The sequence below is a fragment of the Alcanivorax profundi genome (genome assembly GCF_003597125.1).
In the GTDB taxonomy this organism is placed as follows: domain Bacteria; phylum Pseudomonadota; class Gammaproteobacteria; order Pseudomonadales; family Alcanivoracaceae; genus Alcanivorax; species Alcanivorax profundi.
Genome location: NZ_QYYA01000007.1, coordinates 91,773 through 108,774, shown reverse-complemented (window position 1 = coordinate 108,774; position 17,002 = coordinate 91,773). Strand labels below are relative to the sequence as shown.

At 57.1% G+C, this 17,002-nt stretch carries 14 protein-coding genes; 11 read left to right on the top strand and 3 right to left on the bottom strand.

All coding sequences use genetic code 11. The annotated features are described in order from the left end of the window. The 11 genes from D4A39_RS16420 to D4A39_RS16370 form a co-directional block, all read left to right on the top strand. Positions 1-135 (top strand): EF-Tu C-terminal domain-related protein (locus tag D4A39_RS16420; protein WP_463671037.1); only part of this gene is annotated, 135 nt, incomplete at its 5' end. Positions 136-608: 473 nt separating this feature from the next. Beyond that, positions 609-1,922 (top strand): nucleotide sugar dehydrogenase, encoded by a 1,314-nt coding sequence (locus D4A39_RS16415; protein ID WP_119918564.1) that lies wholly within the window; start codon positions 609-611, stop codon positions 1,920-1,922. A 7-nt stretch (positions 1,923-1,929) separates the two neighbouring features. Then, the gene (locus tag D4A39_RS16410) at positions 1,930-3,396 is read left to right on the top strand and encodes a glycosyltransferase (protein ID WP_119918563.1); all 1,467 of its coding nucleotides are present in this window, start codon (positions 1,930-1,932) and stop codon (positions 3,394-3,396) included. A 57-nt stretch (positions 3,397-3,453) separates the two neighbouring features. Further along, positions 3,454-4,590, top strand: coding sequence for a PilZ domain-containing protein (locus tag D4A39_RS16405; protein ID WP_119918562.1), 1,137 nt, complete (start codon positions 3,454-3,456; stop codon positions 4,588-4,590). Beyond that, on the top strand, positions 4,572-5,921 hold the full coding sequence (locus tag D4A39_RS16400; RefSeq protein ID WP_022986507.1) for a tetratricopeptide repeat protein: 1,350 nt from the start codon (positions 4,572-4,574) through the stop codon (positions 5,919-5,921). The genes D4A39_RS16405 and D4A39_RS16400 overlap by 19 nt, the downstream gene beginning before the upstream one ends. Further along, complete coding sequence (locus D4A39_RS16395; RefSeq protein WP_119918561.1) at positions 5,902-7,290, top strand: alginate export family protein; 1,389 nt, start codon at positions 5,902-5,904, stop codon at positions 7,288-7,290. The genes D4A39_RS16400 and D4A39_RS16395 overlap by 20 nt, the downstream gene beginning before the upstream one ends. A 2-nt stretch (positions 7,291-7,292) precedes the next feature. Next, positions 7,293-8,711, top strand: coding sequence for an MBOAT family O-acyltransferase (locus D4A39_RS16390; protein ID WP_022986505.1), 1,419 nt, complete (start codon positions 7,293-7,295; stop codon positions 8,709-8,711). A 42-nt stretch (positions 8,712-8,753) separates the two neighbouring features. Next, positions 8,754-9,869 carry an alginate O-acetyltransferase AlgX-related protein gene (locus D4A39_RS16385; RefSeq protein ID WP_233552507.1) on the top strand — a complete coding sequence of 372 codons (1,116 nt, stop codon included), beginning with the start codon at positions 8,754-8,756 and terminating at the stop codon, positions 9,867-9,869. After that, positions 9,799-10,425, top strand: coding sequence for an alginate O-acetyltransferase AlgF (locus D4A39_RS16380; RefSeq protein WP_031226968.1), 627 nt, complete (start codon positions 9,799-9,801; stop codon positions 10,423-10,425). Before D4A39_RS16385 ends, D4A39_RS16380 begins: the two co-directional genes overlap by 71 nt. Further along, positions 10,406-11,857: an alginate O-acetyltransferase AlgX-related protein gene (locus D4A39_RS16375; protein WP_233552506.1), complete on the top strand. Its 1,452-nt coding sequence runs from the start codon at positions 10,406-10,408 to the stop codon at positions 11,855-11,857. The genes D4A39_RS16380 and D4A39_RS16375 overlap by 20 nt, the downstream gene beginning before the upstream one ends. Next, on the top strand, positions 11,845-12,915 hold the full coding sequence (locus D4A39_RS16370) for a polysaccharide lyase (RefSeq protein ID WP_119918559.1): 1,071 nt from the start codon (positions 11,845-11,847) through the stop codon (positions 12,913-12,915). The genes D4A39_RS16375 and D4A39_RS16370 overlap by 13 nt, the downstream gene beginning before the upstream one ends. Here D4A39_RS16370 and D4A39_RS16365 read toward each other — a convergent pair. Genes D4A39_RS16365 through D4A39_RS16355 form a run of 3 tightly spaced genes read right to left on the bottom strand, consistent with a single transcriptional unit; the run spans position 12,872 to position 16,967 of the window. Continuing rightward, a complete protein-coding gene (locus D4A39_RS16365) occupies positions 12,872-14,173 on the bottom strand; it encodes a right-handed parallel beta-helix repeat-containing protein (protein WP_233552505.1) in 1,302 nt (433 codons plus the stop codon). The two genes, D4A39_RS16370 and D4A39_RS16365, sit on opposite strands and share 44 nt — an antisense overlap. Next, positions 14,170-15,537: a phosphohexomutase domain-containing protein gene (locus D4A39_RS16360; RefSeq protein WP_022986499.1), complete on the bottom strand. Its 1,368-nt coding sequence runs from the start codon at positions 15,535-15,537 to the stop codon at positions 14,170-14,172. Before D4A39_RS16360 ends, D4A39_RS16365 begins: the two co-directional genes overlap by 4 nt. Further along, the gene (locus D4A39_RS16355) at positions 15,534-16,967 is read right to left on the bottom strand and encodes a mannose-1-phosphate guanylyltransferase/mannose-6-phosphate isomerase (RefSeq protein WP_119918558.1); all 1,434 of its coding nucleotides are present in this window, start codon (positions 16,965-16,967) and stop codon (positions 15,534-15,536) included. The genes D4A39_RS16360 and D4A39_RS16355 overlap by 4 nt, the downstream gene beginning before the upstream one ends. Positions 16,968-17,002 lie beyond the last annotated feature (35 nt).

Genomic DNA, 17,002 nt, shown 5'->3' with positions numbered 1-17,002 from the left:
GTAATGCCGGGCGACAACGTTCAGATGGACGTTGAGCTGATCGCTCCGATCGCCATGGAAGACGGCCTGCGCTTCGCTATCCGCGAAGGTGGCCGTACCGTTGGCGCCGGTGTGGTAGCCAAGATCACCGAGTAATTCGTTACCCGGTATCAGAAAAAGGGGTCGCTTCGGCGGCCCTTTTTTTATGTCTGACTTTTGGGTTGAGTCACACGCAGGTAACGGGTGTTGTTTGTCCACCGTTTCGAGGGGATATTTCTCTCGCTCGCTATTCGTACCCTGTGGCGACGGGACTATACCCGCCAGCGATGACCCCTTTCTTCTTTATCTGCAAAAGCGATGGCGCCATATTGGCTACCGATCGACAGGCTTGCTGACAACCCGTTCTCCTCTGGTGAAAAATCCGTTTGAGATCATACCTGCGGCTAGTTGACGCGGCTTTTAACCTGTCCCCGAAGAATGCCCTGCCGAAAAAACTGCTAGTAAGAGCGTTCCCTTTTGGTGTTACCCCTCTACACATTTTTAAATCTCAGGCGTTAGATAGTCCTCACGGTTCGAGTGTGTATCTCGCCGCTTAACGGGAACGTTGTTCAACTAATGGGGATAAGGGAATGTCCACGATTTCTGTCTTTGGGCTGGGCTATGTTGGCGCAGTCTGCACCGCCTGCTTTGCCAACAAGGGCCATACCGTTATCGGTGTGGATGTCAGTGAAGCCAAAGTCGCTCAGGTTCGCCGGGGCGAGTCTCCCATTGTTGAAGACGAACTGGGTGATTACCTGGCGAAGGGGGTGGCAGAAGGCCGCATCACCGCGACCACTGACTGTGCCACTGCCGTGCGTGATTCCCGGATTTCGTTTGTCTGTGTGGGCACGCCGAGCGACGAGACCGGTAACCTGAATACGCGTTATCTGAAAGCGGTGTGTGAAGAGATTGGGCAATCGCTACGTGACAAGGATGATGTGCACCTGGTGGTGATTCGCAGCACGGTGCTGCCCGGGCTGGTGCGCGGGGAGCTGTTGCCCATTCTTGAGCAGGCCTCGGGCAAAAAGGCCGGAGAGCACTTTCTGCTGGCGGTCAATCCGGAGTTCCTTCGTGAGTCCACCGCGATCAAGGATTTTTTCAGCCCGCCCATGACTGTCATTGGTGGAATCAATGACGCCTCTTCCGATGCACTGGCGACCGTGTACGAAGGCATTGATGCACCGGTTGTCCGTCTGGCACTGGAAGAAGCTGAGCTGGTCAAGTATGCCTGTAACTCCTGGCATGCCACCAAAGTCTCCTTCGCCAATGAAATCGGCAATATCGCCAAGCAGGCGTCGGTTGATGGGCGGCGGGTGATGGATGTGGTGTGCATGGATAACAAGCTCAACCTGTCCAGTTATTACATGAAACCCGGGTTTGCCTACGGGGGCTCCTGTCTTCCAAAGGATGTCCGGGCGCTGAATGCCTGGTGCGACAAGGTGGCGCTGCCGTCGCCTCTGTTGCGATCGTTGGCGACCAGTAATGACAACCAGGTGGAGCGGGCCATGGCCATGATCCGCCAATCGGGCATGAAGAAAATCGGCATGCTGGGATTGAGTTTCAAGCCGGGCACCGATGATCTTCGCGAGAGTCCCCTGGTCACGTTGGCCGCCCGCTTGCTGGAAGAGGGCTTCACTCTGTCCGTCTATGACAGCAACGTCTTGCACGCGAGCAAGCACAGCCCGGTTGCGGCCCAGCTATGGGAAAGTTATGGCCCGGTCTTCCATTGTCTGAATGATGACATCGATGCTTTGGTCGAGGCCAGTGAGGTGGTGGTGGTGGGCCATTCAACTGCGGAATTCCAGCAGGTTGCGGATGGCGTAAACAGTGGGCGGCTGTTGATCGACCTGTGCGGATATTTGCCTGGTGTATCCATGGGCGATCGTCAGGGCATCTGCTGGTAAGTTGCCGATGAAGACGTTCACGGAGTGGCTACTGTGGATCACCGTGGTGATGGCGCTGGCATTGCTGATCGAACCGGCGTATCTGGATAGCAGCGACAAGAAGTTCATTCTGATTATCGGTGCCATCGGGCTGTGGCGGTATTCCATGGGGGCCATGCACCTGGTCCGCGGGATCTGGTTCATGCAGGTGGCGTTTCCTGCCCTGCGTCGTCGAGTGGATGAAGATCCTGGGCGTTATTTGCCGAGCCATGTCTATCTGGTGGTAACCAGTTTCCGCATACCGGCAGATACGACCTGGAACGTCTATGCGAGCGTATTCCGCGAGGCCGTGAATTGCGGGGTGCCTGCGACGGTGGTGGTCTCCATCGTCGAGCGAGGTGACGAACTTCTTATTCGCCAGTGCCATCGGCAGTTCGATCCAGATCAGCTCAGCAAGTTGATCATTTGCCGGGCGCGTGGCACGGGCAAGCGTGATGGGCTGGCTATGGCGTTCCGTGCGGTAAGCCGCTGTATGCCAGACCGTGATGCGGTCGTCGGGGTTATTGATGGCGACACCATGTTGGCACCGGATTGCGTCAGGGACTCAGTGGTGTTCTTCGGCTTGATGCCGAACCTGGGCGGCCTGACCACTAACGAGCAATGCGTGGTCCGGGGCAGTCGGGTGATGCGCGATTGGCACACCATGCGGTTCGCCCAGCGACACTTGAATATGTGCTCCATGGCTTTGTCGCGGCGGGTGCTGACCATGACCGGGCGGATGTCCTTTTTCCGGGCGGCAGTGCTGACCGCGCCAGAGTTTATTGCGGATGTGGAGTCAGATTATCTGGATCACTGGCGGCTGGGCCGGTTCCGGTTCCTCACCGGTGATGACAAATCCAGCTGGAATTCACTGATGACGCTGGGCTGGGACACCTTCTATGTACCCGATGCCCACACCTTGACGGTAGAGCACCCGCCGCATCATCGCTTTGTGCCTGCAACGCTGCAGTTGATGTTTCGCTGGTATGGCAATTCATTGCGACAGAATTTGCGCGCAACGCGGCTGGGGTGGCGACGTCTGGGATGGTTTACCTGCTTTGTGCTGTATGACCAGCGTATCAGCATGTGGACGTGCCTGATTGGTCTGACCGCCGCCTTGTTGATGGGGTTGCTGGATAACGGTCAGCTGTTGTTTGTGTATGTGTTCTGGATCGCCCTGTCTCGCACCCTGGTGGCGGCGCTGTTGAATGTGACCTATCACCCGGTTGGGCCGCTCTATCCTGTGCTGCTTTATTACAACCAGGTGGTGGGATCGATGGTAAAGATTTTTGCCCTGTTTCATCTGGACCGGCAGAGCTGGACTCGCCAGAAAACACGGCTGGCTACGCAAAGCGGCGGGTTTGACATGATGCTCAGCCGTATCAGTTCCAAAACCATGTTGATGTCGAGCGCTGCAATCTTTATCTGCGTTATGTACCTGATTGCGATGGGGTAAGCGAGAGCAGGGCCTGAAGGGGACAGGGCCGTGTGGAAGGATTTGGAGGGAAGGGTCATGGAAGAAAAACAGATTCGCCAGGTTCACGAATCCCAGGAGGAGCGCCAGCACGTCAGAGTGCGGCTCAACGGGAACCTGAGGTTGCGGCTGCAGAGCCCGGTGAAAGGCATTTTTTCCCTGGAAGATGTGTCGATGGGCGGTTTGTCGTTTATTGCAGGGCAGGTAGATCTGTCGCCGGGGTCGTTGTGCCATGGTGAAGTGGTGTTTCGACTTGGGCGTGCCAACCTGTCCATGCCGATCAGTTTTCGCATCATCTACCAGGATGACAGCAGCAAGCGTACGGGTGGCGAGTTTACCGTTATCGACCAGGAAAACGCGGACTTGTTGCGGTTGTTGATCAGCAATTATCTGGCGGGTGAATTGACCTCGCTGGATGACGTGATTGACAACATGAAGCGCGAAAATTATGTGACGGCGCGAAAAGGGAAGCAGGTGGCGCCGGCGCGCAGCCTTGTCGAGCGTTGCAAGGCGGTGTTGATCAGCGGTGTGTTCTTTGTCCTGGGTTTGTTGGCGTTTGTGTTTGTCGCTCACAAACTCTACCAGCATGCCTTCGTGATCAAGGCGGCAGACGCCTGGATCAGTCTGCCAGGCAAGATGCTGATCATGCCGGAGAATGGCTATGTTCAGATGCTGATCCCGGAAGGGGCTGAGTCCGTTGAGAAAGGCCAGCCATTGATGACGATCTCGTCACGTTTGGTGGCACGGCTGAACAATGGTGTTTTGCTGGATTCGCTGGATACCAAACAGGTCAAAGGCTTGCTGGATGCTGCGGTCTTCGAAGTGACGCTGAACAGCCCCTGTGACTGCACGATTGCCGAACAGATGGTTGCTGATGGCGAGTATCTTCACGACGAATCCCCTCTCATGCGGCTGGTGGAAAAAGACGCCCCTGCCCGAGTGGTGGCACTGTTTGACCTGTCCGCTGAGCGCTTGCCCGGGCGCGCTGATGAGGCCGTTACTATCCAATATCTGGACGGCAAGAAGGAAACCGCCGCAGAGGTGGTCGAGATGGTCAGAGATGAAGCGTCGGGCAAGCTGCGCATGGAGATTCAGCCGCAGCGTAGCCTGCCGCTAAGTGCCCAGCATCAGCCCGTCAGCGTTATGGTGCATCCCGCATGGCTGCCCGTGCTCTGATTGCTGCGCTGCTGGCGGTTCAGCTGGCTGGCTGCCAGCTTCCGGCGGACACCCGTCATGCCCGTTATCAGCTCTCCCTGGGGAACACCGAGCAAGCCAGGAAGCAGCTTAAGGGGCTGGCGGAGGCCGGCGACCCGGCAGCGCAGATCGAATACGCCAAATTGATTGCCGCTGATCAGGGCAGTGACCCGGCGGAGGCCATGGTGTGGTACCGGCGCGCCTGGGAGCAGCAGGATTACCGTGCCGGCCCCGCCAGCCTGCGTCTATATAAGCGCTACCAGGGAAGTTTGGCTTTTGGGGAGGCGCGTGCCCGTGAGTTGTTACGACCGCTTCGCCCAAGGGAAACAGAACAGGATTTGAGTCTTGCTCTGGATATCGCAGTGCTCTACCCACAAGCCCTTACGGCACAGCAGTGGCAGCAGTGGCTTGCACTGTATCGTCGAAGCTGTGTTCAGGAATGTTATTTCGGGACATACGCCGGTCGCTATGCACAGATTCGAGGAGATATCGAAGAAGCAGCAGCCTGGTATCAACAAGAGCTGCACGATGACCCTCGTGCCGTTGAATATCTACAGGATATGTTCTGGCAGGCTGGCAGCCCGGAACGTTTTACCGAAATGGTAGGGGACATGGAAGGCGATGTATCGCTTGATGGAGCCTATTGCCTTCGCGTTGCAACCCTTATCAAGGCAAACGCGACGACAGCTGAACATGATCCAACGGTAATGCGCTGGTTACAACGTGCAGCAGAAAAGGGCGAGCCGCTGGCGCTGGTCGAGCAGCTTCAGTACATGCTGACTTGGCCCGCCGTATATTCTTTTGCCGAGTTTTCTCTGGCCGTTGAAGAACTTCAGTCATTAGATAATGCCTCTGCGTTGTATTTCCGTGCGCAAGGGGACCTCAAAGCGGAATGGTTTGAGCTAAGGCCGCAGCGGGCAGAGAGAGATCTTTTAATGCTGGTTGCAGGGGGAATGTCCAGGGCTTACTTGCCGCTGGCGGAGCTCTACGAAAGTGGTTATCTGGGGGAGGCTGACATGGAACGAGCCGTCAGGTTTTATCAGTTAGCGGCAGAGGCGGGGCTGGCACAGGGAGATGCCGCGCTGGCCAGGCTGTATTCATCTGGCCGGGGTATGGCCAGAGATCCTGTAAAAGCGTTTGCCCACAAGGAAGCCAGCAAGATTCTCCTGCCGCGAACTGCCCGGCAGGAAAGTGAAGAGAGTCTGCCCCTTCCCGATGGGTTAATGCCGGCAGGGCAGCAGGCTGCGGCTCGATTGATTGCCAAACGCCAGCATTGGTTGGAGGAGCAATTCCATGTTGCTTCAACGCTGTAGCGGAATCTTGTGCGTGCTATGGGGCACATTATTGCCGGTAACGGTGATAGGTGTGGAGCCACTGCCGCGTCATGAGTATGACCAGAGGCTGTATCTAAGTGCCGGAGAGTCTCCGGACTTTCGTCAGCGTTTTGTGGATGGCAATAACGAGACCAATGGTGTGTTTCGCTACGAGCCACGTTACCACTGGCGAAGCGGTGAGACAGAGTGGCACCGCTGGGACGCCGAGGTGCGAGGCAAGCTGTTGGTGGCCGCAGGACAGCCAAGCAGTCTTCAGACAGATGATAATGGCCGTATCCGCGAGGATGAGCACTATGCAGAATTGCGTGACGCCTGGATTCGTCGCCGCATGCTGTTTGGCCAACCTTCCATGTCGTTGGCATTGGGGCGTCAGACCTACAAAGATGAAGAGGGCGTGATCTGGGACCTGCCGCTGGAAAGCCTGAACCTGGATTACCAGTCCACTCACTGGCGAGCTCATCTTGTGGCGGGGCAGCAGTTCACGACATTCCGTTCCGACGATTCAGATCTGGACCCGCGGGATGAAGATATTTTCCGGGTGCTGGCGGGCGTGGGCAAACAGTGGATGCCTGGGCACTGGTGGGATCTGCGGCTGCATTATCAGGATGACGATTCCGGCGCTCAGATTGAGCAGTTGGAGGATTTGCTGGACGTACGTGATTTTACCGGTTACTGGGCTGGCGTCAGGCTCCATGGCGAGGGGGGGAAAGCGACGACGGTGGGTTACAGCGTCAATGCCCTGTTTCAGGAGGGGGATCTGGTTCGCTATGAAATTGATGCTGTGCAGGGGCTGATTCAAAGCGAAGACCGGATTCAGGGCTATCTCATTCAGGGCGAGCTTTTCGGTCGTCTTGACCGCCTCAGTTGGCGGCCCTCCCTTGGAGTACGTGCGGCTACCACGGACGAGCCGGATTATCTGGTTAGTGATGGTTATTTCCAAAGCAGGGTGCAGAGTAATCGTCGCGCAGGGGTGGCCGACCTTTCCACTGGGCCGTTGGGGGACCTGCTCGACTACGAAATGAAAAACATCGCATACGCAGCGGCCTGGTACCGGCAACAGTTGTGGCCCCGTGTGGAACTGGAAGTGCTGGCAGGATCGGTGCAGCGGCTAAACGATACGGTGCGTGTGAATAGCCCGATAAGAAATCCGCTAGTAGAGGGGGAAACGCACCTGGGGAATGTGGCGAACATGGCGTTGGGCTGGCAGTCCTTCCCGCTGGCGGTGTCAGAACGGCGACAGATGCAGCTTTCGGCCCGGCTGAGTTATTCGATCTTTGACATGGGGGAGGCCTACCAACGGCCGGAACAGATTCATCAGATCCTGTTCGTTATCGCAGGGAGGTGGTAGCAATGGTCTTTTCATCCAACCTTTTCGTGTTTCTTTTTTTGCCGCTGTTTCTGGCGGCGTACTACCTGACGCCAGCGCGCTGGCGTAACTGGACCATTCTGCTGGGTAGTTACCTGTTTTATGCCTGGTGGCGCCCGGATTTTCTGCTGTTGTTTGTGGCAATCACGCTGTGGAACTACGTCTTTGCCCTGGCGATAGAGAAGTTCCGGGATCATCCGCGTTGTTTTTACTGGCTGGTGGTCGGGGTCGTCGGCGATCTGGCGGCACTGGGGTACTTCAAGTACACGAACTTCGGTGTAGAAAGTATCAGTGCGCTCCTGGTGTCCGTGGGACTAAACCCCTTTTACCTGGAAACCATCATTTTGCCACTGGGGATTTCTTTCTATACCTTCCAGGCACTGGCCTATCTGGTGGATGTCTATCGAGGCGATGCCAAACCCACACGCAGCTTTATCAACTTTGCCGCGTTTATTTCCTTTTTCCCGCAGCTGATCGCAGGTCCGATTCTGCGTTACCGAAATCTGGAGCGACAGTTCGAGAAGCGTAGCCACTCCATGGAGTTGTTTTCGCTGGGAGCCAGTCGTTTCCTTCTGGGATTCATCAAAAAGGCTTTGATCGCCGATAGTATTGCGCCGGTGGCTGGTTACCTGATGGCGGCCCCGGAACCGGGTTTCGTTGATAGTGTTTTCGGTGTCATTCTCTCGACTTTGCAGTTGTACTTTGATTTCTCCGGATACTCAGACATGGCGATAGGCTTGGGAATGATGATGGGGTTCCGTTTCCAGGAAAACTTCAATCAGCCCTTTGTCTGCCAAAGTGTCACGGAGTTCTGGCAGCGATGGCATATCACTCTTTCCCAGTGGTTGCGGGACTATCTCTACAGACCACTGAAAAAAACACTCCATTGGAGTGTCGGTGCCGCCACTTTTACGACGTTGAGTCTGGCAGGGTTCTGGCACGGCGCGGATCTGGCCTTTCTTTTCTGGGGGGCAGCCATTGGCGGCATGATGGTGCTGGAGCGTCGTCTCGGTTGGGTAACCAGTATGTCAACGCCGTATTCCTTGTGGCGCAATTATCGTGCGCTTGCCTATTTGTGGTTGATTTGGCCCCTGTTCCTCACCGGAAATCTCGCTGATGCGGGGCGGATCATGGGGGGCTTGGTTGGCCTCAATGGTGTCGGGAGCTTGCATAATTTGTCTCTTTGGGTTTCCCCGATGACGCTTTTCTTCTGTGTTGTGGCCTTGGTTTGGGACCGTGTGAGTGCGCTTTACAACAAACGTTATTACCTGGGCATCGACAAGGAAAACGTTTTTCAGGATGTCAGCGGTTGGCGAGTCCCACTGCTATGGGGAGGCTTTGCTCTGGCAGTTACGAGGTTGTCGGCTGAGTCGTTTTCACCCTTTCTGTATTTTCAATTCTGATTGGAGGGCCGCCACGTGATTTCTATGAAAAAGGCGTCAACAGTGAATGGGTGGTTGTTCCTCGTTGTCATTTCCAGTGGTTTTTTGTCCTTGCTGCTGCCTGTGGCCGATTTCTTTATCAATGAAAAAACCGCCTGGGAGCAGTTTCGGGAAGGGGAGCTGGTACGCCGTTTGGAACGACAAGTGGATAAGGTATTCATACTGCGTGATCCTTCAATCTCGATGTGGGCTGATGCCAGCTATGTGCTGTTTCATTCGGGGCGGCCGGGGGTGTTAGTCGGCAATGATGACTGGCTTTTTAGCCGGGAAGAGTTTTATTACGACGCCAGGAGTGCAGCGAATCTGAAGTCGAACCTGAATCAGGTCGTTGCCACTTCCTGCCAGCTGAGAGCGCTGGGAAAAAAATTGCTTGTCATCCCTGTGCCAGCCAAACGGCGCTTATACAGTGATCAGGCTCGCCGGCAAGTCGTACTGGACATGGACAATCTGTACCCGGGTATCACACAACGGCTTAGCGCAGCCGGTATCCCCTGGCTGGATACCTTGAGTGTGCTTCAGCAAGCCTCTCACCACGGGCCTGTTTTCATGCGCACTGATACGCATTGGAGCCCTTGGGGAGCAAGAGCGGTGGCTGGCGGTGTAGCGGCGATCATGGCTCTACCCGGCCGGCAGGAATTTCGCACTGTTGAATCGAAAGTGGAAGTGTTCCAGGGCGACCTGCTTCGTTATTTGCCAACCAGCAAGGGGGTCGGCCCTAAGGGGGATGAGCCCCTGGTGCGCTATCAGACATCCCTGTCCAGTAGTGTCCAGGATGAACAGGCGCTGCTCGGAGATGCGATTCCCGCAGTTGCGCTTGTGGGAACCAGCTACAGCGCCATGGATGAATGGCACTTTCCCGGTTTTCTGAAAGAGGAAATGGGGCAGGACGTACTGGTGTATGCCCTGGAGGCCCAGGGGCCCTTTGCAGCAATGCGAGAGTTTCTTCAAGGTCCGGCTGCTCGAGATCCGCGTGTTACCCATGTGCTATGGGAGTTGCCGGAACGAGCGCTGATTCAATCAATGGATGTGATTGTGGAGGGGGATAAGCATGCGTGTCTGGATAGTCAGTCTGCTGCTACTTTGGAATTTGCCGGTTTGGGCCGCCCAGGACGGCGCTGAGGGGTTATATGAAATGGCGGCCCCCCCGGATTCGGCCTTTATCCGGGTAGTAAACTTGACCGGCGACCAACTTGATCTGGGATTGGATGAGTGGCGACAGTCCCTGGCTCCCGGTCGAGCGGGGGATTATTTGTATCGCCCCGGTGGTGAGGCTCAAATCCGGATTAATGGGAAGTCGTTCGATTTCTCTTTTGCGTCACGTTCGGTGCAAACGCTGATCTTTGATGGTCAGAGTATGCGCCTGCATGAAGACACTTATTTCAACAGTCGCCTGAAGGCATTACTGGTCATGTACAACCTGACCGGCCAGGGCGCCTCGCTACAAACCGCAAACGGATCAGTGACGGTGATTGGGCCCCTTGCGGCCGAAGACAGCGGCGACAGGGAAATAAATGGCGTCAAGGTCGCGTTGCGCGTCGCGCTCACGGACGGAACCAGTCTGCCCTTGGAGGAGGTGGTGTTGCAGCGCGGGAGGGTTTACAGCGTTTGGGTAGTGCCAGGAGCGTCAGGCCCGGAGGCTCGACTGGAGGAAGCCAATGTGGCCACTATGCCGTAACGTCACCAGGCCCTGGCGGCTGATGGCCTTGCTGGGGCTGGTTTCATGGGGAGGGGCGCAATCTTCCGAGGTGCCATCGGAGGGGGACAGTCAGCAGGCGCAGCTGATGAAGGGCGCTTATCTGGAGCCGCCCTTCGTGTGTGATGCCCTGAGTGATCCCCAGTTATATCAGGACGGGGCCATGTCCGGTATGCGTCAACTTGTCTCCGGAAAACCGTATTGGTTTTTTCGCACTGACGTTGATTTGCAGGAGGACTTTCCCGTTTCGGCAATGGCTCGTGGTGAGCTCGGCGAGCTGGTCGAGATTTTGAGAGAGAAGGATTTGCAGCTCGTTGTGATGCTTCAGCCGACCCGTGGATTGATGCATGCGGATCAGTTGGTGCAGCCGTGGCGAGGGCGCTACCCACTTACGGATGTACGCAGGTCTTACCTGCGCAAGGCTGAGCTGTTTAGAGATTTGGGTGCAATGGTTGCGGACATGGAGCCCGTGTTGGAAAAGGTGGATGGGGGAGAGTATTTCTTTCGCCGGGATCACCACTGGACCCCTGCTGGAGCTGATGTCAGTGCCTATCAGGTTGCTCAGGTGATGCTGGCGGATCCGGGTATTGAGCAAATTCCGGAGCTGATGTTTGAAACCCGGGAAGGGATTCTGCTGCGCAAGATGGGAACCATGAATGTGGCTGTGGCAAGCGTATGTGGAAATGCCTACAGCTATCAATGGGTGCGAGGCTTTAACACGGTGCCCAAGAATGAGGTAGATAGTGCTGATGCCCTTTTTGGGGATGCATCCGAGCCACAAGTTGCACTTATTGGTACCAGTAATTCTGATACCCGGGATGATCGTTACAAGAACTACAATTTTCATGGTTTTCTGCAGCAGTATCTGTCCCGTGATGTAGTGAATTTTGCCATGACCGGGGGTGGGGCCATGGGTGCCCTGCAGGAGTTTTTGTACTCGCCGGCCTATCAGGAGGGGCAGTTCCGATATCTGGTTTGGGAGCTGCCGGTCAACTTTGATCTTGAAGAACCGGAGGTTTGGCGGGAAGTGTTGCCTGCTGCCTCAGGGGGCTGCAGTAACCGCTCAGCTTATACCACCGGTGCGGTTACTCTGCCTGTCTCTGAGCGCGATCAGCGAGTAGAGGTGCTAGCCAACGCAGGTGAGCGGCGTCGCCAGACTGCCGGCAGTGGCAGCTTGACTCTGGATGTTATGTTTTCCGACAGCGCGTTCCGGCATTTTTATGTGCTGGCATATTACGACGATGGCCAGCGGGAAAAGATTCGTATTCGCCGCCCGGCAAGACTGGATAGCGGGCGCTTTACCCTGCGCCTGGATCCTCCCTCTCAAGGCGCGAACCTGCTGTCAGTGCTGCTGGAGCTGGAGCAGCCTGTAACGACGGCCCTGACCGTGGAGGCGACCCTGTGCGACTACTGAATGCAGTATGGCTGACACTGCTGGCCGGTTGTGCCCAGGCGGAATTGAAACCGTTATTCGATTCCCAGCGCCTGGACGCTTCCTTGGCAGACGCGCGAGCCTTACAGATGTGTCAGGCCCGTCTGTCGGGTTTTCCACCGTACCGGGGGGCGCTGCAGATGGACAGCAAGTATGACCAGAGTCGAACCAGCAAAGATGTCCTGGATGCCAAGGCGGCCAAGCGTTACCGCGAGCAGGTCGATGAGGTCTACGGGTACCTGGCCTTTTTAGGGCAGATTTCCGACTATATGCGCAGTGGCAACCCCGCACTGAGACAGGCTGCCAGCGAGTGTTTCTCGCAGGCGATTTCCGCCTGGGCAGAGGCCGGGGCGATGACGCCCAGCAAGGCCAGCAAACAGGGCGAAGCCGTACGGAAATGGTTTCTTGCCGCCGTCGCCACCAACATGATGAAGGCGCAAGCTCTCACCGATTGGCAGCCAGACCCGGCGCAGCGTCAGTGGCTGGCTGCATTGGCCGACCGGGTGCAACGTTATGCGACTCCGCGCCGTCAGCGTCTGGACTTGTACAACAACCATGATTATTGGTCTTGTTGGGCTGTTATGGCGGCTGGCCTGGTATTGAATGAGCCGGACCGCTTGGCGTGGGCAGAACAAGGCTACTGGTTGGCTATCGGGCAAATCACGCCGTATCAGGATGGGGTGGTGCTGCCTCACGAGGCCGCCAGAGGCACGCGAGCGGCGGAGTACCATGCGTTTGCGCTGACGCCACTGGTATTGATGGCCGAGTCCGGCTCCCGCAATGGCTTGGATCTCTATGAGGGCAAGGGGGCGGTGCTGCATGAGCTGGCTGCCCAAGTCGTACATTTTTGGCGGCAAGACGGGCAGGGCGTGCGTTTTGCGCAAAAGCAGGAAGCCATCGATGATCACATGATGGCGTGGTGGCCAGTCTATGCTCACCGTTTTCCCGAGCGTCAGCCTCTGTCTGACAAGCAGGCAGAGGCTTTCGGGTCTCGGTTTACGGGCGGCTCGCTAACTGGGCTCTGGGTTGAGCATCCGTGAACGGTATGTCCACCGGGCGGGCTTGTAGTAGTTGAGGGAGCAAGCGTGACTCGCGAGCGCTGATGTTGCCCGCCAGATACTGCCCGCGATTGCTATGGTGTCGCAGGCTGGTTCCTTCAATCTGAACATGCCCCTCTCCGAGAGTATGTAGGGCGGCAAGGCGATTGTGGTGCAGCTCGAGCGCTGTCAGGCTCGCCCGCACCTTGTCTTGTTGTCCATCCAGGGAAATGCCGTAACGGTGATTGCCATTTATCTTTGCGTCGCTGACAGTGAGCAGGGTGCTGCCATCGAGTCGCAGGCCGTCACTTCCGTTATTGATCAATACCAGCTCCTCCAGATGAGCAGAGGCATCCCTTCCGCCCTTTATCTGTATCCCGTACTCCCGGTTTCCCTCGCTGGCCAGGTTGCGGCCTTGCAACGGGCCATGAAAGTTCTCTATCAGTAACCCGGCCCCCTTGTTTGTGCTGAGCACAAGTTCCTCAAGAGTGAGTTTGCCCTCTCCTTCGGCGCGGATGCCGTGCCCGTTTGAACCGTCGATCCGAAGCTGTGTCAGTTGGGCGTGGGCCCCGCTTAACACCAGCCCCTGTTCACGGCTTTGGCTGATCGTTACCTCTGTAAGGGTAACGTGGCTGCCTGGCTCGGCCTCAAGCCCCCGGTACAGATTCACGAATTCGGATTGCTGAATGGACAGACTGGGGGCTCCACTGGTGCCTTGATAACGATGACGGGCCACGCTGAGGCCGTGGGCGCGATAATCTGGCCGCCCCAGACCGGTCAGCGTGCTGCGATCAATCTGTGTGCGGGAGCCACCCCAGCCATGAATGAAGCCGCTGTACTGGTTGCCGCTACTGTCAATCTGGCTATGTGAGATGATCAGGGTGCCGCGGTTGACCAGACAGCCGCCGTTCTCGCCATCGATATACAGGCGCGCCCCGTCCAGAGTGAGCTGGGCGCCCGGCGCAATGACCAGGGGGAAATGCAGGGTCCATTGCGTGCCGCTGCGGCTCAGGGCACGTTCATCCAACTGGCTGGCCAGGCGTTCCAGTGTGTAATGACCGGAAGCAATCACCACGGCTTGGGGGTGGCCGCGTTGATAGCGGGCAATCTGGCGGAACAGCCCATTTGCGGCAAAGGTTTCCAACGGCCAGTTGCTGGCTTCATTGGCATAAATCGGACTCAGGCCTACATTGGCGGTGGCCGGAGTGCCCGGCAGCAGGATCATCAGCACGGAGGCCAGCCAGGAAAGGTGACGGGTCATGCGGCACCTCCGAGCAGACTACTCAGCTCCCGGGTCTTGCTGGCCAGGAGTTCAGGGTTGCAGCGGGTTTCTACATTGAGGCGGATCAGAGGTTCGGTGTTGGAGGCTCGGACGTTGAAGCGCCAGTCGCTGAATTCCAGGCTAATACCATCGGTGTTGTCTTCGCTGAGGGCGGAGTGACGGTATTGCTCGCGGATTCGGGTTACGGCGGCCTGGGTGTCTGCCACGGTGAAGTTGATCTCTCCGGAAACGGGATAGCGGTGGGCTTTGTCGCGTACCAGGCTTGAGAGGGTCTGGCCGGAGCTGGCCAGTAGTCGGGACAGGTACAGCCAGGGAAGAATGCCGGAATCGCAGTAGTAGAAATCCCTGAAATAATGATGGCCACTCATTTCCCCGCCATACAGCGCATTGTCATGACGCATGCGCTCTTTAATAAAGGCATGTCCTGTTTTGCTCTGCATGGGGTGACCACCGGCCTCAAGCACGGTATCAATGGTGCTCCAGGTCAGGCGGGGATCATGAATGATGGTGCCGCCAGGCTGGTCGGCCAGCAGGGCGTTGGCGAGCAAGCCAATGATGTAGTAACTCTCGACAAAATCGCCGTGCTCGTCAAAAAAGAAGCAACGGTCAAAGTCGCCATCGAACGCGACCCCCAGTTGAGCTCCGTGCTGGCGCACTGCCTCGCAGGTGTCGGCCCGGTTCTCTGGCAGCAATGGGTTGGGCACCCCATTCGGGAAGGTGCCATCCGGGGTGTCGTGGTAGCGATGCAAGAGAGGGTGGATACCGCGGCCAGCCAGTTCTTCCATCAGTACGTCCAGTGCCGGGCCGATAGCGCCATTGCCTGCGTTACTGACCATGCAGAAGCCATCCAGTGGTTGGCAGTCCACCAAATGCAGTAAGTGACGGATATAGGGCCTTTTGTCTGGCTGGCGAACACGTTGCCCGCGACGCTGTCCATCCGGGAAGCGGTTGGCAAGCACTTGGTCTCGTATGTCGAACAGGCCGCTGTCCCCGCTGATGGGGCGAGCGCCGGCTCGTACCAGTTTCATTCCGTTGTAATCGGCGGGGTTGTGGCTGGCAGTAATCTGCACCCCTCCATCTGCTTGGTGGTAAACGGTGGCGAAATAGACCTCCTCGGTGCCGCTCAAGCCAATATCAATGACGTCGGCACCGGTGCTGAGAATGCCCTCACTGAGGGCGTTACTCAGCCCTGGCGAGCTCAATCGCATGTCTGCGCCGACCACAATGCGTGATGCCCGCAGTTGTTCAGACATGGCGCGGCCGATTCGCCAGGCCAGGTCTTCATTCAGCTCCTCGCCGACCCGGCCGCGTATGTCGTAGGCCTTGAAGCAGGCCCCGTTCATGGCAGGTGCGCCACTTTTTCGGCGGCGTCCTCACGGTGATAGCGGTCACTGATGCGGATAATGTCATCTTCGCCAAGATAGGTCCCGGATTGCACCTCGATAAGCTCGAGGGGAATTCGGCCGGGGTTCTCAAGCGAATGGACTTCGCCAATGGGGATGAAAGTGGACTGGTTTTCGGTGACCAGGAAAGTGTTGTTGCCACAGGTGACCTTGGCGGTGCCGGAAACGACGATCCAGTGCTCGGCGCGGTGATGGTGCATTTGTACCGACAGCTTCTCACCGGGTTTCACCGTGATGTGTTTCACCTGATAACGGGTGCCTTTGTCCACGGAGTCGTATTTGCCCCAAGGCCGATGCACCAGCCGGTGATCTTCGGTTTCTGGTCTTTTGCGAGACTTGAGAGTGTCGGTGACACGTTTGACTTCCTGGGCCTGGCTCTTGTGGGCAACGAGAATCGCGTCAGGGGTATCCACGACGATCAAATCGTCGACACCCAGCAGGGCGACCAGGCGGTGATCACTCAAGGCCAGATTGTTGTAACTGGCGTGGGCAATAATGTCGCCCTTGAGGTGGTTACCTTCCTTATCCTTGTCAAGATGGTCCCAGAGTGACAGCCAGGAGCCAAGGTCGTTCCAGCACAGTTCTACGGGTACTACCGCTCCATCACGGGTGTGTTCCATGATGGCGTAGTCAATGGATAGATCTTCGCAGCGGGAGAAGCTGGTCTCATCCAGGCGGACAAAATCCAGATCCGCTTCCCCCTGGAGCAGGGCATGGGTGCAGTGGGCCAGCATCTGGGGGTGGTGCTCGCGCAGTTCCTGCAGGTAGCGTTCGGCGCGAAACAGGAACATGCCGCTATTCCACAGGTAGCCGCCCTCATCCAGGAATTGCTGGGCGGTCTGGGCATCGGGTTTCTCGACAAAGCGCTCTATCAGGTGATGCTCGCCCCGCGGTTCGCCCATACATATATAACCATAACCGGTTTCCGGGCGATCAGGTTTGATGCCAAAGGTGACCAGCAGCCCTTCTTCAGCGGCGAGTGATGCCCTCCGGATCCCGTTATGGAGGGCCTCCGGGTTGCGAATAGCATGGTCTGCCGGGCAGATGAAGATTTGCGCGCTGGTCTCTCGCTGGCGAGCCTGCAGGGCGGCCAGGGCCACCGCGGGTGCGGTGTTACGGCCACAGGGTTCAAGCAGGATATCCGCATCTACGTTGATGTCATTCAGTTGTTCGGCCACCAGGAAGCGGTGCTCCTGATTGCACACCACGATGGGGCGCACAGCGCGCAAATCGGCGGGCAGGCGCAGCAGGGTGTTTTGCAGCATGCTGTAGTCACCGTTGAGGCGCAGCAGTTGCTTGGGGTAATGGGACCGCGAGAGCGGCCACAGCCGGGAACCATTGCCACCGGCAATAATCACAGGAATCAGCATCGATCTATCCATTCCAAAAGCCCACATGTCCACCA

Excerpts from the sequence above, each read along its gene's own strand:
- D4A39_RS16415 (WP_119918564.1), top strand. The coding sequence starts at position 609 with ATGTCCACGATTTCTGTCTTTGGGCTGGGCTATGTTGGCGCAGTCTGC.
- D4A39_RS16410 (WP_119918563.1), top strand. The coding sequence starts at position 1,930 with ATGAAGACGTTCACGGAGTGGCTACTGTGGATCACCGTGGTGATGGCG.
- D4A39_RS16405 (WP_119918562.1), top strand. The coding sequence starts at position 3,454 with ATGGAAGAAAAACAGATTCGCCAGGTTCACGAATCCCAGGAGGAGCGC.
- D4A39_RS16400 (WP_022986507.1), top strand. The coding sequence starts at position 4,572 with ATGGCTGCCCGTGCTCTGATTGCTGCGCTGCTGGCGGTTCAGCTGGCT.
- D4A39_RS16395 (WP_119918561.1), top strand. The coding sequence starts at position 5,902 with ATGTTGCTTCAACGCTGTAGCGGAATCTTGTGCGTGCTATGGGGCACA.
- D4A39_RS16390 (WP_022986505.1), top strand. The coding sequence starts at position 7,293 with ATGGTCTTTTCATCCAACCTTTTCGTGTTTCTTTTTTTGCCGCTGTTT.
- D4A39_RS16380 (WP_031226968.1), top strand. The coding sequence starts at position 9,799 with ATGCGTGTCTGGATAGTCAGTCTGCTGCTACTTTGGAATTTGCCGGTT.
- D4A39_RS16375 (WP_233552506.1), top strand. The coding sequence starts at position 10,406 with ATGTGGCCACTATGCCGTAACGTCACCAGGCCCTGGCGGCTGATGGCC.
- D4A39_RS16365 (WP_233552505.1), bottom strand. The coding sequence starts at position 14,173 with ATGACCCGTCACCTTTCCTGGCTGGCCTCCGTGCTGATGATCCTGCTG.
- D4A39_RS16360 (WP_022986499.1), bottom strand. The coding sequence starts at position 15,537 with ATGAACGGGGCCTGCTTCAAGGCCTACGACATACGCGGCCGGGTCGGC.
- D4A39_RS16355 (WP_119918558.1), bottom strand. The coding sequence starts at position 16,967 with ATGCTGATTCCTGTGATTATTGCCGGTGGCAATGGTTCCCGGCTGTGG.